Raw genomic sequence first — 14,420 nt, 5'->3', positions numbered from 1 at the left:
TCTTTTCCGTTTGGGCTCCAGTCATTCAAGTCTGTACGCAACTGCTCACACCCTTTTTATCCCCAGACTTCTTCTGCGATGGAGCGGACGAGGGCTAGTTTTTCCCATTGTTGGTCTTCTGTTAGGCTGTTGCCTTCTTCAGTTGAGGAGAAGCCGCATTGGGGGCTGAGGCAGAGGTTGTCTAATGGAATATATTTGGCTGCTTCGTGGATGCGTTTGATGACCGCTTCCCGGTCTTCTAATTCCCCTGTCTTCGAGGTGATTAGGCCGAGGACGACTAAGCGGTCATCGCCCACCTTAGCTAGGGGTTCAAAGCCACCAGCGCGGTCTGAGTCGTATTCCAGGTAATAGGCTTGGGCGTGTTCCTTAGCGAATAGTTCGTCTGCTACGGAGTCATAGCCACCTTGGCCAAACCAGTGTGACCGGTAGTTGCCCCGGCAAACGTGGCTAGTGATGGTTAGGCCTTCAGGTGCCCCGTCGATTGCCAGGTTATTGACATAGCGGTAGAGGCCTGCTAAGTAGGCTTTTTCATCAGCCTTAGCCTGACGTTCGTCTTCTGGATAGTCTTCGAGGTGGATGTCCACCAAACGTCCCCAGGTACAGTCATCGAACTGGATCACTTTAGCGCCTTCAGCTGCGAAATCTTCTAGGACATCGATATAAGCCTTAGCGATGGCTTGGGCTAATTCGCGGTGTTCATCTTCTCCATAGAAAGCTTGGGTAGTCTCTTGGTTGTGTGGTTTGAGTAACTCTTGTAACAATTGAGCAGGTGCTGGAACTGTTTGCTTCACTTCACGGTCGGCCGACTTATGGTCGCGGACGAATTTAAAATCTTCCACAAAAGGATGCTTATGACCATCTAATTCACGGCTTGTTAAGGAAGCAGTTTCTGCCCGAGTCTTCATATCGTGGAACTGGCCACCTTCATCGATGAAGCGCTTTTCAATCCCATTTAAGCCCCACATGAAGTCGTAGTGCCACCAGCTGCGACGGAATTCACCGTCGGAAACAGCTTGTAAGCCTGCTTCTTCTTGTTTTTGAATCAATTTGATAATTTCTTCATCTTCAACCTGGCGTAAAGCCTGGGCATCAATTTCGCCTGCTTCATAAGCCTTGCGTGCTTCTTTTAATCGAGCTGGGCGTAAAAAGCTTCCCACTGTGTCAAAGCGATAGGGTTGTTGTTGACGTTTTGTAAATTCTCCCATTTTAAATCCTCCATTTTTTGTTCGTTAGAACCGATCAATTGGTTCGATATAAATTCTAGTATACGGCTAATTTGACCGATTTAAAAGCTATCACTCGATACAGCTTATAGAACAAGTATGTTCGCTTTTATTGATCACTTAAACGGTCATAGCTCTTTACTTGTCGAACTTGGTAGTGGGTCAGGATATCGTCGAGCTCAGACAGGTCAGAAATAAAATTAATCCGCTCATAGTCCTCCTGGGCTAGAAATCCTGCCTGACACATATTCATGAAAAGCTCCTGCATGGGCCGGTAGTAATCAGCCACATTGATAAAGACGCAGGGCCGGTCTGATTGGCCTAAACGTGCCAGAGAGATGGCTTCCGAAATTTCTTCCAGGGTTCCTGGTCCGCCGGGGAGGGCCAGGCAAGCGTCAGATAGGTCAAGCATCCGCGTCTTGCGTTCGGCCATGGTGTCCACAATTTCTAGGTGCGTGAGACCTTGGTGGGCAATTTCATGGTCTTTAAGAAAGGCTGGCATCACACCGTAGACCTCTCCTCCCTGGGCCAGGACCTCATCTGCTAGGATCCCCATGAGCCCTGTCCGGCCGCCACCATAAACTAGGCGGTGGCCAGATTGAGCGATCCATTGCCCCAGTTCACGTGCAGCCTCTGCATAAACAGGATCCTTACCAGGATTGGCCCCACAATAAACAAGTATATCCATTGATTATCACTTCTTTCTCTTAGAAGAAAAACAGACCCAGCACCCCTTCAGCAGGGACTTAACTGGGTCCTCTTTTCTGTTTATTTGCTTTAATTTATTAAAATCGCTGACCGATGTCAATAAAATATACTGATGAACATGTTTATGAGCAGAAGTGGAGCTTTGAATTTGAACGTTAGCCATGAACAAGCAAGCGATGTGAATTACGGATAGTCGGCGTAAGCCGTTACTAGCCGTTTGAAGCTCGCTAGGTGAGAGACCTTGGCTCGAGCCGGTGCCATGGCTCTTCAGCGATCAAATTCAAAAGCGGAACGAATGCTCATCAACACATTGCTTAGTCTTGGTCTAACTTAGGCCGGTAGAAGGGCCGGCCGTCCATCCCCGGAATATAGGCCGAGAATTCACCAGGAGCGGTCTTCTCCAGAGCGGCGCTCACCATATACATGGAAGCATCCAAGTCATCAATGCGGTGGAGGACTTCCGCTTCTAAGACATGGGGCGTCACAGGACTCCCGTACTCCTTCTTACCGTGGTGGGCGAGGACCATATGCTTCAAGAGCATGAGTTCTTCGCTAGTTTGGTCTAAGCCCAATGCCTGGATGGCCAGGCTTACTTTCTCTGCCACTAAAGAGATGTGGCCTAAGAGATTGCCTTGGACCGTATAATTACCGCTGAGCGGATCGGAGAGCTCGCTCGTTTTGGCGATATCGTGGAGGATAACGCCGGCATAGAGAAGGTCCGCATTGAGGATAGGATAGAGCTGCTGGATGGCCTTGGCCAGAGCCAACATAGAAACCGTATGATAGGCCAAGCCCCCGACAAAGGCGTGGTGGTGCTTCTTCGCTGCTGGATAATAGTAAAAGTCATCCCCTACCTCATCGAGGATATAGCGAACCACTTGTTGGATTTCTGACAGCTGGAAGTCAGCCAGCGTGTCTTCGATTTCTTTTTGCATCTCTTCCTTAGTCATGGGGCCTTCTGGCATATAGAGCAAGGGGTCATTGGGTTCATGCTGGTCGGCCAGGCGCATCTGTTCAATCCGAAATTGCGGTTGACCATTGAAGAGCTCCCGGCGGCCGTAGAGGTAGACCACCCGTCCAACTTGGAACTTTTCTGCGTCGGCGTCCGTCATCCCCCAGAGCTTGCCGTCTAGGATGCCTGACCGGTCCTGGAAGGTCAAAGCAAGGTAGTCCTTGCCATTCCGGTCTTGGCGAATATCAGCATTTTTAATCAGGGCAAAGCTTTTAAAGTTGGTATCCATCGCAGCGTCAAAGAGTCTTGTCGTTTCCATTCTCCCATCCTTTCACAACTGGGTCTTCGTAGTTAAATCCGGGTAACTTCCTTGCTGGCACGGTTGAGGGCTGCACTCTCATCGATGGTTAACAGGATGATTTGTTGGTCCTGGCTCCGTTCATCGAGGAAGCGGTAAATGTTTTGCCGGTAGTAGTCATCAATATGGGCAAAGGCTTCATCGATTAGAATCGGCATATTCAACTGGCCAAGCTGGGCATTCAAGAAGGCGAAGCGCATAGCCACAAAGAGTAAGGCCTTCTCTCCGCGTGAGAGTTGGTCCACAGCAAGCCAGAGATTATCTTCGCTAAGGACTTCCACCGTTTCATTCTGATAGCGCAGTTTCTCCAATTCCCCATTGGACAGGTCATAGAGATAGCGGTTAGCATGGCCTAAGACACGTTCTAAGGCCTCGCCTTCCTCACCAACACTGGCCTGTTCGAAGGTAGCCACAGCCATCTTATTAGCTGCCCATTCAACGGCTGAATCATAGGCTTGGTCGACATCACTGGCATGGTCGGCTTGAAGCTTGCTGACTAGACCACTAGCTTCGAGTTCACGAATCTGCATTTCCAACTGGGCATTGCGTTGGACCAAGTCTTGGATGCGCTGGGTCAATTGCCCCAGGGTATGGACATTATCCTCTAATTGTTGGTCGATGGTCTCATCCTTGTCATGCAGCTGAGCAGCTTGGGGATTGAGCGAGTGGTTGAGGAGGTCGAAACGTTCCTTCTTCGCCAACATTTCCGCTTCCTTAGCCAGCACATCTTCCACCTCATCCGCTGATTCGAAGCCATAGCGGTCCAAGAAGTCTTGGCGGGCCCGACGCAGGCTTTGGATGCTTTGGTGGAGTTCTTGTTTCTGGTTCTTCTCAGCTTGGTAGGTCTGAGCCGTAAAAGCATGGTCCATTTCCAACTGACGCAGGCTATGGTAGTCATCCTCAAAGGCTTGGAAGACGGAATCCTGGGACAGCGGATTGTTAGAAATCGCCTGGGCATAATCTTGCCATTCCTGGTCATGAGCCGCTGCATACTGGGCCGCTCCTGTCGCCTGGATTAATTGGTTGCTTTCGGCTTCCAGGGCATTGATTTGAGCCACGTAGTCATGGTCCAACCAGATCAGGGGCTGGATATATTCGGAACCTCCCTTTTCTTGAACGAGGGCTTGGAGTTCCGCCATAAAGTTCTGTGATTCATTTTCTAATTCCGCTAACTGGTCATTTTGGATATCGATCCGGCGTTGGATTTCCGCCTGCTCGCTTTCAATATCGCGCAAGTCCAGGTCGAAAGCCTGGGATTCTTTCTTTACCGAACGCTTGCCCAGACCGCTCTGTAAGAAACCAATAATAGTAAAGAGCGCTCCCAAGGCACCTGCTGCAAGGCCTGACCCCATCATGAAGGGTTTATCGGTTACAAAGTAGAGGATAGCGAGGATCAGAGCAAGAACAATTAGAATTAAGCCAAAAGTCTTCAACCATGAACTGGTCCGTTCTTTGATGGTCCCCTTGAAGCTATTGTACTCCGATTGGACTTCATCGTACTCATCGTGGAGGTCCTGGTTTTCGGCCATGAGGTCCTGGAGGTCATGCTTGGTATTCTCATAGAAAATCCGGCGATTATCCAATTCCTGGCGGCGATTTTGCCATTCCTGGCGCTCACTTGCCGTTAACTCTTCGGGTAATTCATCAATGGATTCAGCACCCAGGGCAGCCAAGAGCCGGTGCTCTTCATAGCGCTTCTGGATGAGCTGTTCCTTGAGCGCCTCATCACTGTTCAACTGTTCCCGGTAAGCCCGGGCTTCAGCTAACATCTGGTCAGAAACATGGTCATGGTTCAGTACCCACTCTTGACCAATCGTCAGCAAGCTATCTTGGCTTGGCTCTTCTTCCGCCTGGTCTTCATCGAGAACCAGGAAACCATCCGTTTGGTCCATCTGGTCTTCATAGCGGGCCAGGTCTTGGTTCAAGTCATGCCAAGTCTCGGCTGCTCCTTCTGGGAAATTGTGGAAATCATAGCCGGCCAATTCAAAGCCTAAAGCATTTTTCTCTTCCACCGAACCGGTCTCTTGCGAAGCGATCTGCAATTTAACCTGTTCATCTTGGGCCTGGGATTCTTGCTGGCGCAGGCCTTCGAGCTCGGCTTGGTTGGCTTGGAGCTCTTCTTCTAAGGCAAAATAATTCTGCTCATTAGCTGCGGCTTGGTCCAGGCGTTGGCTGCTCGCAGCGACTTGGTTGAGTTCTTGGTTCAGCTGAGGCTTTTGACCATTAGGCAGGTAGAGGTCAGCGGCTTGGGCTTCCAATTCTGGTGTAATGCCGTTGAGGACTTGGCGGCCACTAACCCCCAAGCTGACCAAACTCTTAGCGAACTGGTCTTCATCCTCCCAGACAAAGGCTATCAAGTCTTCCTCATCAAAACCAAAGTAGGTTAGGTAGTCTTCCTTGGATAGGCCTTCAAAGAGTTCATCGAAAGAAGAGACCTCCTCACGGGGATTGTCATTCACCGTCATAAATAATTGCTGGCGGCCTTGTTGCTTAATCCGTTCAATCATCACCTGGCCGTAGATGGTGTCCGTCAAATAGAGACGTCCCCCGTAGTTCACATTGGGGTTAACATCATAATTGCGGCTGTGCTTGCGCCGCATATTCGGAAAGCCAAACATAATCGACAAAATAAAGCTCATCAAGGTCGACTTACCCGAGCCATTCCCACCAATAAAAACATTCAAATTTGGTTCTAGGTAGAAGGTCTGGTCGACCCACTTCCCGTAACCAAAAATTTCAATCTTTTGAATTTTCATTTTTTACCCTCACTTAATTTTCTTTTTGTTCCACCGCTTGGCGAACGATAATCTTTTCGACAGCTCGGTTGAGTACATCCGCCTTGAAGGTCTCCCCATCAATCTGGGGCAGCATATAGCGTTGCCAGAGCTGGTTTTGCATCAGGGGCTGGATTAATTGTTCCCATTCGCCCTCTGCTTGCAAGCGATGGAAGCTCTGCTGGAGCGCATCCTGGAAAGCCTTGGAATAGGACCAAGAGCTCCGTTCATCAATGACAAGCTTCAGGTCTGCCAGGTAGATCTCTTGGTCGCGGTACTGGTCCTGGTTACTCAAGCTCCACTGCAATTGGTCGCGCAATTCTTCAGCATAGCGGTCCCACCAGTAGAGACTCTCCTCATCACCATCTGTACGGAAGGCTAAGCGGATCACCAGATTCACCGCCTCATTCTTCGCATACATGACTTCTTCATGGAGGGCACGCTCCACCACATTGCGCAAGTCTTCAATATTTTCAAGTTTTGGCAGGTCTCTTAAGGGCGCGCTGAACTGCCAATCGGTGGTTTCGACAAATTCAAGTTCCGCCTCCTGGTACTTCTGCAAGCTAACCAAGTAGACCCCCTTAGGTCCGCTCTCCTTGAAGCTAGAACCTTGGATGTTCCCTGGATAAACCACCGGTGGATGGTCGGCTAAGATTTGCCGTTTATGGATATGCCCGAGCGCCCAATAATCATAGCCCAGGGCCGTTAAGTCAGAGACATTGAAGGGCGCATAGTGGTGCTTGCCTTCATGGCGCTGGTTTTCCCCATGGATGACCCCGATTTGAAAATCAATACCCGCTTGGCGTTTGGGAAAGTCTTGGACCATATCCCGCTCAATCCAAGCTTGTCCGTAAGAAAAACCGGTCAGCATCACGTGCTCGCTTGACTTAGCCTGGAAGTGGTAAGAATCAACATGGTCGGGGAAGATATAGACATTATCTGGCATAGCCAAACGATGGGCGTCCCCTTGAACATAATCGTGGTTACCGTGGCACACAATGGCTGGGATTCCCGCTTCAGCCAAACGTTCCATTCCCTGGCGGAAGGTGAATTGGGCTTGGAGGGAAGCTGGTTCATTGTGGTAAATATCCCCGCTCACCACCACAAAATCAACGGTCTCATTTATCGCTGTTTCAATAATATTATTGAAACTAGCTGTGGTGGCCTGGCGGAGTTTCTCATATAAGCTGGGATTGGTCTTCGATATTTTCTTAAAAGGCTGGTCTAAGTGCAAGTCAGCCGCATGTATAAATCGTATCATTGTATTTAATTCTCCTAATGGCTTGAACTGGGAATAGTTATTTTTACATTCTTAGATCTTTTTCTAGCTTGGGCAAAGTCGCCACTAGCCTACTACTCCTACCTTACAAGTTTACCATATCAAAAGCCCCGCTTACAATCATTCCGAACAAACTTTCGCGCCCAACTAAGCCAGAAGCAAAGGCCCAGCCAGCTGATCTCAGACAAAAAAATGCCCCCACAAGCTCCTGCCGAGCTATGGGGACACTTTCTAATTCTCTACTTCTAATATTGATGATTAGAAATTAACTAAGACATAATTTATATATCAGCTAATTTTGAGCAAAAGTGGACTTTGAATTTGATCGTTAGCCATGAACAAGCAAGCGTAGCGAATTACGGAACCTAGGCTTTAGCCGTACGATCCGTTTGAGTCTCGCTAGGCGAGAGACCTTGGCTCGAGCCGGGGCCATGGCTCTTTAACGATCAAATTCAAAAGCGCAACGGATGCTCACCAGCACGATTTAATAAGAAAAATATTTGCCTTAATTCTTAGGCTTGGTCGCCTTTTTGTTCATTGGCTTTTTGGTAGACTTCATAGATTGGTTCAGTAACCACCTTGTTAATTTCTTCCACCAATTGGTTCAATTGCTTCTCAGCTTGTAAAAGCTTGCTGATGGTTTCATTCGCAGCCATTTCTTTCTCCAAGTCTTGGGCTTCTTTGATTTCTTCTTGGCTGATTTCATTGCCTAACTGCATCTTCGTTTGAACATCCACTTGGAGTTGGCGGAATTTATTATAGAGGGCAAAGGCTTCCTCGTCTTTGACAACTGCCTCCATGGCATTCTTTAAGCCTTGGTAGTCCTCGTGGTCACGGATTTCCCGTTCTAATTGGTTAATGGTGTCATAAATATTGGCCATTCCATTTCCTCCTTTACTTGTCTTCATTGGCTTAATATATCACGTTCAGCCAGTTTTGAAAAGTGATTTGGCCGGAAAATGAAGAAATCAGGTCGCGGGCCCCTTCCATCAAGCGGTCTAAGAGGCTCGAGGCATTGTCTTCAATCGTGGCCTGGTTGTTGCTGGTCTCTTCCCCATCATTGGACGCAATCCCGTTCACTTCATTATAGTAACGGGTCGAAGCGGCTTCCAGGTTGAAAGGCGTGTTGGGACTGTTGGCCAGGAGTTCCGCCATAATATTTTGGAAGGTGTTCCCTGATTGGACAGGCGAACTATTCCAGAGATAGTTTTCTGAGCTGGTTTGGTCAAAACCATACCAGCTAGCAACCACCATGTCTGGCGTATAAGCCACGTACCATTCATCATTGACCCCGTCGCCGGCCCCGCTATTGCCAGCCTGGCTGAGTTCAACTGTTCCGGTCTTACCCGCCAGTTCATAGCCTGCTGGTTCAACGGCCGCCCCGGTGCCGCCATCATTATAAACATCGAGCATCATTCGGGTCATTTCCTTGGCATCAGCCTCAGAGAGGGCTTGGTTCTGTTTGGCTTTCTGTTCTTCGACAATGATATTACCCGAGCTGTCCACAATTTTTTGGATGAAGACGCCTTCTGAGCGTTTGCCCTTATTGACAAAGGCCGTATAGGCGCTAGCCATTTCCATGGGCGAGGCCCCCTTAGACAAGCCACCTAAGGCAGAAGATAGGGTCTTATCGCCATCGCTATAAGGAATGCCGAAGTCATCCAACTTGGCCATAGCGGTATTGACACCGATCTTATTCATCAGCCAAACCGCCGAGGTGTTCTTACTCTTAGCTAAAGCCTGCCAGAGGAGAATTTCACCCTGGCTCTGCTTGTCGTGGTTCTCAGGCTTGTACTTGTCTGTCCCGTACTCTTGGACTTCATCTGGAATCACATCATTGGCTTCAAAGCCATTCTCTAAGGCTGGGGCATAGACGTTCAAGGGTTTCAAGGTAGAGCCTGGTTGGCGCTTCATCTGGGTAGCTCGGTTGAAGCCCCTAAAGGAGTGACCCCCAGTGCCACCAACTGTCGCCAGGACACCCCCACTATAAGGGTCCATAACAACCGTTGCCGATTGGGCAGTATTCCCCGCTGGTGAGACAGGGAAGAGATTGCTCTGGTCATAGATACCTTGGAGGCCTTCTTGGTAGTTGGGATCCAAGTTGGTATAGATCCGGTAGCCCCCCTTCATCAAGTCATCCTCACTGAGCCCGTGCTTATTAATGGCTTCTTCAATCACCGCATCGAAGTAGTAAGGGTACTTATACTGGTCGCTACCTACATCATTATTCTGCTGGGGCATGTCCGAAGCCATGGCAACTTGGGCATCGTCTTGAGAAATGAAGCCATTGTCAGCCATCAGTTGAAGAACCGTGTTACGCCGGTTGAGGGCTTCATCATAATTATCAACCGGGTTATAGATACTCGGCCCCTTCAAGGCCCCCGCTAGGACTGCCGCATTGGCTAAGTCCAAGTTAGCAGCTGAGGTCCCAAAGTATTTCTGACTGGCATCTTCCACCCCATAAACCCCGTTCCCGAAATAAGAATGGTTCAAATACATTTCCAGAATCTTATCCTTGGGGTAGGTCTTTTCGATTTCAAGGGCAATAAAGAGCTCCTTAAACTTCCGCATCAGGCTCTGCTCATTGGTCAGGAAGGAGTTCTTCACTAATTGCTGGGTCAAGGTCGACCCTCCACCGACAACCGAACCGCCGTGAAGGACATAGCCGACCGCTGCCCGAGCAATCCCGATGGGGTCGAAGCCCCGGTGCTTATAGAAACGCTTGTCTTCCGTTGAAACTACCGCGTTTTTAACATTATCTGAAATCTGATCGATGGTTACATAGGTCCCGTGGTCTGACGACAGGGTCCCCGCTAGGTTGCCTGAATTATCATAAACCTCTGTCGTGACCTGGAGTTGTTTTTCCAGATTATCAACATCGGTCATCTTGGCACTAACTAATAAATAACTTTCAAAAATCAAGGCAAAAAATAAGCCAATAAAGATAAGCCATTTGGTCAGGCGGAATTTTTTCCAATAGGCTTTAAACTTCTCCTTAAAGCCCTGGCGCTCTTCCCCCTTTACTGGTTTTGCTTGGCCTTTATCACCGCGCATAAATAATCTCCTACTCTCTCTTCTATTGAACTAAGGCGGATTAAACCACTCTCCTATTTTCCCATGTTGGGCTTGGAATTGCAATTTCTGCTGGGGAACTTAAACGAAACTTATCCTCCTAGTCCAGCTTATCATGGTCGTAATGGTGGCTCTTCTCCAGCTGGTTGAAGTCTTGCTGGCGGAGCACTTCGTAGATCACAATGGCGGCACAATTCGACAGGTTCAGAGCACGAACATGGGTATCATCCATGGGCAGGCGTAAACATTGAGCCTCGTGGTCGCGCATGAAGTCTTCAGGAAGGCCTGTTGTTTCCTTACCAAACATCAAGAAGAGGTCCTCATCCGCTTGCTGGCGGTAGTCAACCTCTGTATAGGTATGGTGGGCAAACTTAGTGATTAAGTAGAGCTTGCGGTCTCCTAAATAAGCCATAAAATGCTCTAAATCCTTGTGCAAGGTCACATCCACACTGTGCCAATAATCCAGACCCGCCCGCTTGAGGTGCTTGTCATCCAAGGAAAAGCCCAGGGGTTCGATGAGATGCAGGTGGGTGTCAGTCGCAGCACAGGTCCGAGCAATATTGCCGGTGTTTGGTGGAATCAGGGGTTCGTATAATACAATATGGTTGGTCATCTTGATCGCTTCCTTTGTCTTTTATTTCTTTTCTTTTTGAGTCTTTCAACGGCTTGGCTGAATTCAACCACTGTCTCTTGGTCGGGGGATGGCTGAGCCTGCTCAGCCTCCAGCCGCTCTTCCATGAAGCTCAGCAGTTCTGGGTTAAAATGCCGCTCGATGATGCTGACCGCATAGGCGGCTGTTCCTCGGATCATGGGTCGGGGGTCTTTCTCAATCAATTCCAGTAAGAGTGGAATCGACGACCGGTCCCGGTAATTAGCTAAGGCTAAGATGGCATTGCGCTGGAGAGGTTTCTTCCCCCGCCAAGCTCCTGCTAGGTGGCCAAACTTGTCCTTAAATTCCCGGTTGGACATGGTCAGCATGGGTTGGAGCAAGGGCTCTACTTCTTCGCGCTCGGGCTCCATGGCCCCATGGTAATGGCTGTCCACATTCTGATTGTAAGGACAAACCTGCTGGCAGATGTCGCAGCCATAGATTTGATGGCCCACTTGACGCCTGAATTCTTGGGGAATATAGCCCTTGGTCTGGGTGAGATAGGAAACACAGACCTTGGCATTCATCTTGCCATCCCCGATCAAGGCCCCTGTCGGACAGAAATCCAAACACCGGGTGCAGTCCCCACAAGCATTGGCCTTGGGCGTATCCGGCACCAAGGGCAGGTTGGTAATAATCTCGCCCAGGTAGATAAAAGAGCCAAATTTTTCATTAATGATCAGACCATTGCGGCCGATAAAACCGATGCCTGCCCGCTGAGCTACCGCGACATCAGGCAGCTCTCCCGTATCGACCATGGTTTTGGTCTCGATATCAGGATAAAGCCCTTCTAAACGCTGGACCAAATCGCTAGCCGCCCGGTGGAGGATACTGTGATAGTCTTCCCCCCAACTGGCGCGAGCAAATTGTCCCCGCCGTTCACCGCGGCTATGCTCCTTAGGGTAGAGGGGCTTATTGGGATAGGCCATAGCAAAACTAATAATCGAAGCAGCCCCTTCCATCAAGGCTTTAGGGTAGAGGCGTTCCTCAATCACCGGGTGTTCAAAGCCCGTGGTCCGCCCTTCTTCCTTAGCTTCTACCAGGGACTGGCGGATATGGGTGAAATCATCGGCAGTGGTAAAGCCGACAAGATTCATGCCGACTTCATCTAAAGCCAGCCGGCGAATTTTTTCGGTTTCAACTTGCCAATCCATTGCCATTTGTCCTCCTCCCTTCTAAATGAGCTTGCTGATCTTTACAATTATAATCGATTCCCTATATTTTGCAATCTAACCCAGGTCTGATTTTCATGAGAATTCGCTAAAAATTTGCGACAATTTGATAAAAGATCGATTTTTTTACCTTTTTAGGGGGGCTTTGTGCTATGATAGAGTAACACTTAATGTCCATACAGGCAATCGATTCAATAAATTATTTATGAGGGGAGTTCTGAAAGTGAATATTTTACAGCAACGAATTATTGATGATGGCGAGGTTTTTCCAAATAATGTCTTGAAGGTTGATTCCTTCTTAAACCATCAAATTGACCCACACATCATGTACAGCATCGCCAATGACTTCTACCAACACTTCAAGAGCGCAGGCATCACGAAGATCCTAACCATCGAAGCCTCCGGTATTGCACCCGCTATCTTTGTGGCACAGAAGTTTGATGTACCGATGCTCTTTGCTAAGAAAAAAGAACCTTCTACCCTACAAAACCAAGAAGTCTATACTGAATTAGTCCATAGTTATACGAAAAACACGGACAGCAATATTATTGTTTCCAAACAGTTCCTCAATGCAGATGATAAGGTCCTGGTTGTGGATGACTTCCTTGCTAACGGCGAAGCGGCCATGGGCTTGATCTCCATCGCTGAACAAGCAGGAGCAGATGTCGCCGGTGTCGCTATCTGTATCGAAAAATCTTTCCAAAATGGTCGCCAACGCATCCTAGACCATGGCTACGAAGTTTACTCTGCTGCCCGCATCGCTTCCCTTGAAAACAACCAAGTTCGCTTTAATGACGGGCATTAATCTCGGTTCTTTAACGAAAATAAATACAAAGAGGCTGGAATAAAAGCTCCAGCCTCTTTTTTGCATTCTTTTCTCTTATTTAATTAAATTCTGTGGCTGTCCTTCCGCAAAGGCTAAGGCATTCTCAAAAGCGGTGTTCGCCCGGAGAACCATGGCTTCATCGGTCAGATAGCCGATATGCGGAGTTAGGATGGTATTCTTCGCTGACAACAAGGGCTCATCTTCATTAAGTGGTGGCTCTTGGTCGAAAACATCAATACCTGCCCCGGCAATGGCTTCCTCATTTAGCGCGTCTGCCAGTGCCTGGCTGTCCACGATCGGTCCTCTTGCCACATTGATCAGGATGGCCTCCTTCTTCATTTTACCGATCATTTCTTTAGAGATGAGGCCCTCTGTTTCAGGAGTAGCTGGCAGGTGGATGGAAATAATATCGGATTCCGCCATGACTTCCTCTAAGCTGGCATAGCGCATGCCCAAAGCCTTTGCTTCTTCCTTCTCTGAACGATTATAGCCCATAAGCTCAGCCCCTAAAGCGTGGTAGAGCTTAGCCGTTGCTAGACCAATAGCCCCCGTCCCAATAATGCCTACCTTCGCTTGGCTAATTTCCAGTCCTTGGACAGGGCCTGGAAAATCAGTCGTTTTGCGGGCATCCTGGTTACTGGCTGGCAGCTGGCGGAAGAGCGATAAGGCAAGACCAAGAGACAATTCCGCAACAGCCTGGTTGGCATAGCCAGACGCATTACAAATGGCAATTCCCTTGTTAGCTGCTGCCTCTTGGTCGACATGGTCCACCCCTGTAAAGGCCACATCAATCAACTGTGTCTGGTCTAATTGCTCAATCACTTCTGCCGGATAAGGGGTGTTGCCGATAATGACAATATCAGCATCCTGGCTACGGGCGAGGAGTTCATCTGGATCCGTGGTCCGGTCTTTATAATAAGTAAAGTCATGCCCCGCTTCTTTCAGCTTTTGAGCGAGTTCTTCGATATAAGTGTCATCAACTCTTAAATTTTCAAGTAAATTAATCTTCATAAGGGCCTCCTTCGTAACTTCTTCACTTGCTTATTCTGCTTCCATTATAACCAAAAAATCCCATTAAAAAAAGCCAACCCCCTTGAGTTGGCTTTAATGGATTCTTAGTGTATCCGATTGATGAGCAGCTTGTGGCTTTGAAGAAGAGCTGACCGCCAGCCCTCACAGCCTAGTTGGGTTCAGGCTAGCAGAAATAGGTCTTCTTCACAAAGAGGGCTATTCTCCCACTAGCTTTCACACCCTAGTCGGGTTCGCAAAGACAGAAAGGAAGTGACTTCAGCATAAGGGAACGACCGGCTAAAGCCGCTCTTATCCCTTTTGCCTCCAGTCATTCCTTTCTAACCGTCTTCGCTCACACCCTTTTTAGTCGGGTTCAGGCTAGCAGAAATAGCTCCT

Annotated in this window: 11 protein-coding genes; 1 reads left to right on the top strand and 10 read right to left on the bottom strand. The window is 48.7% G+C overall.

Annotated features, from left to right (window positions below):
* Window positions 1–56: 56 nt before the first annotated feature.
* From HMPREF3090_RS03890 to queG, 9 genes are all read right to left on the bottom strand, one after another.
* Window positions 57–1,205: a 5-methyltetrahydropteroyltriglutamate--homocysteine S-methyltransferase gene (locus tag HMPREF3090_RS03890; RefSeq protein ID WP_067975196.1), complete on the bottom strand. Its 1,149-nt coding sequence runs from the start codon at window positions 1,203–1,205 to the stop codon at window positions 57–59.
* Window positions 1,206–1,332: 127 nt separating this feature from the next.
* Window positions 1,333–1,911 (bottom strand): LOG family protein, encoded by a 579-nt coding sequence (locus HMPREF3090_RS03885; RefSeq protein ID WP_067975193.1) that lies wholly within the window; start codon window positions 1,909–1,911, stop codon window positions 1,333–1,335.
* A 334-nt stretch (window positions 1,912–2,245) separates the two neighbouring features.
* Window positions 2,246–3,202, bottom strand: coding sequence for a 3'-5' exoribonuclease YhaM family protein (locus tag HMPREF3090_RS03880; protein ID WP_067975191.1), 957 nt, complete (start codon window positions 3,200–3,202; stop codon window positions 2,246–2,248).
* Window positions 3,203–3,234: 32 nt separating this feature from the next.
* A complete protein-coding gene (locus HMPREF3090_RS03875) occupies window positions 3,235–5,997 on the bottom strand; it encodes an ATP-binding protein (RefSeq protein WP_067975189.1) in 2,763 nt (920 codons plus the stop codon).
* A 13-nt stretch (window positions 5,998–6,010) separates the two neighbouring features.
* On the bottom strand, window positions 6,011–7,276 hold the full coding sequence (locus tag HMPREF3090_RS03870) for a metallophosphoesterase family protein (protein ID WP_067975186.1): 1,266 nt from the start codon (window positions 7,274–7,276) through the stop codon (window positions 6,011–6,013).
* Window positions 7,277–7,806: 530 nt separating this feature from the next.
* A complete protein-coding gene (locus HMPREF3090_RS03865) occupies window positions 7,807–8,175 on the bottom strand; it encodes a YlbF family regulator (RefSeq protein ID WP_067975183.1) in 369 nt (122 codons plus the stop codon).
* Between the two features lie 31 nt (window positions 8,176–8,206).
* Window positions 8,207–10,348 (bottom strand): transglycosylase domain-containing protein, encoded by a 2,142-nt coding sequence (locus HMPREF3090_RS03860; protein WP_067975180.1) that lies wholly within the window; start codon window positions 10,346–10,348, stop codon window positions 8,207–8,209.
* Window positions 10,349–10,466: 118 nt separating this feature from the next.
* Entirely contained in the window at window positions 10,467–10,979 is a 513-nt protein-coding gene (gene trmL, locus HMPREF3090_RS03855) for a tRNA (uridine(34)/cytosine(34)/5-carboxymethylaminomethyluridine(34)-2'-O)-methyltransferase TrmL (RefSeq protein ID WP_067975178.1), read from the bottom strand.
* A complete protein-coding gene (gene queG, locus HMPREF3090_RS03850; RefSeq protein WP_083272368.1) occupies window positions 10,976–12,175 on the bottom strand; it encodes a tRNA epoxyqueuosine(34) reductase QueG in 1,200 nt (399 codons plus the stop codon). Before queG ends, trmL begins: the two co-directional genes overlap by 4 nt.
* A 235-nt stretch (window positions 12,176–12,410) precedes the next feature.
* On the opposite strand from queG, the gene HMPREF3090_RS03845 reads away from it, so the two are divergent.
* Window positions 12,411–12,992: a xanthine phosphoribosyltransferase gene (locus tag HMPREF3090_RS03845; protein ID WP_067975167.1), complete on the top strand. Its 582-nt coding sequence runs from the start codon at window positions 12,411–12,413 to the stop codon at window positions 12,990–12,992.
* Window positions 12,993–13,067: 75 nt separating this feature from the next.
* Here the strand turns inward: HMPREF3090_RS03845 and HMPREF3090_RS03840 are convergent, their stop codons facing one another.
* Complete coding sequence (locus HMPREF3090_RS03840) at window positions 13,068–14,024, bottom strand: NAD(P)-dependent oxidoreductase (protein ID WP_070485965.1); 957 nt, start codon at window positions 14,022–14,024, stop codon at window positions 13,068–13,070.
* Between the last annotated feature and the right edge of the window lie 396 nt (window positions 14,025–14,420).

It is taken from the genome of Aerococcus sp. HMSC23C02 (genome assembly GCF_001806805.1).
Lineage (GTDB): Bacteria > Bacillota > Bacilli > Lactobacillales > Aerococcaceae > Aerococcus > Aerococcus sanguinicola.
The sequence above is the reverse complement of the archived record's forward strand: the minus strand, read 5'-3'. Positions and strand labels throughout refer to the sequence as shown.

What these genes read in the sequence shown, in the direction of transcription:
- HMPREF3090_RS03890 (WP_067975196.1), bottom strand. Translation starts at nt 1,205, where the DNA reads ATGGGAGAATTTACAAAACGTCAACAACAACCCTATCGCTTTGACACA.
- HMPREF3090_RS03885 (WP_067975193.1), bottom strand. Translation starts at nt 1,911, where the DNA reads ATGGATATACTTGTTTATTGTGGGGCCAATCCTGGTAAGGATCCTGTT.
- HMPREF3090_RS03880 (WP_067975191.1), bottom strand. Translation starts at nt 3,202, where the DNA reads ATGGAAACGACAAGACTCTTTGACGCTGCGATGGATACCAACTTTAAA.
- HMPREF3090_RS03875 (WP_067975189.1), bottom strand. Translation starts at nt 5,997, where the DNA reads ATGAAAATTCAAAAGATTGAAATTTTTGGTTACGGGAAGTGGGTCGAC.
- HMPREF3090_RS03870 (WP_067975186.1), bottom strand. Translation starts at nt 7,276, where the DNA reads ATGATACGATTTATACATGCGGCTGACTTGCACTTAGACCAGCCTTTT.
- HMPREF3090_RS03865 (WP_067975183.1), bottom strand. Translation starts at nt 8,175, where the DNA reads ATGGCCAATATTTATGACACCATTAACCAATTAGAACGGGAAATCCGT.
- HMPREF3090_RS03860 (WP_067975180.1), bottom strand. Translation starts at nt 10,348, where the DNA reads ATGCGCGGTGATAAAGGCCAAGCAAAACCAGTAAAGGGGGAAGAGCGC.
- trmL (WP_067975178.1), bottom strand. Translation starts at nt 10,979, where the DNA reads ATGACCAACCATATTGTATTATACGAACCCCTGATTCCACCAAACACC.
- queG (WP_083272368.1), bottom strand. Translation starts at nt 12,175, where the DNA reads ATGGCAATGGATTGGCAAGTTGAAACCGAAAAAATTCGCCGGCTGGCT.
- HMPREF3090_RS03840 (WP_070485965.1), bottom strand. Translation starts at nt 14,024, where the DNA reads ATGAAGATTAATTTACTTGAAAATTTAAGAGTTGATGACACTTATATC.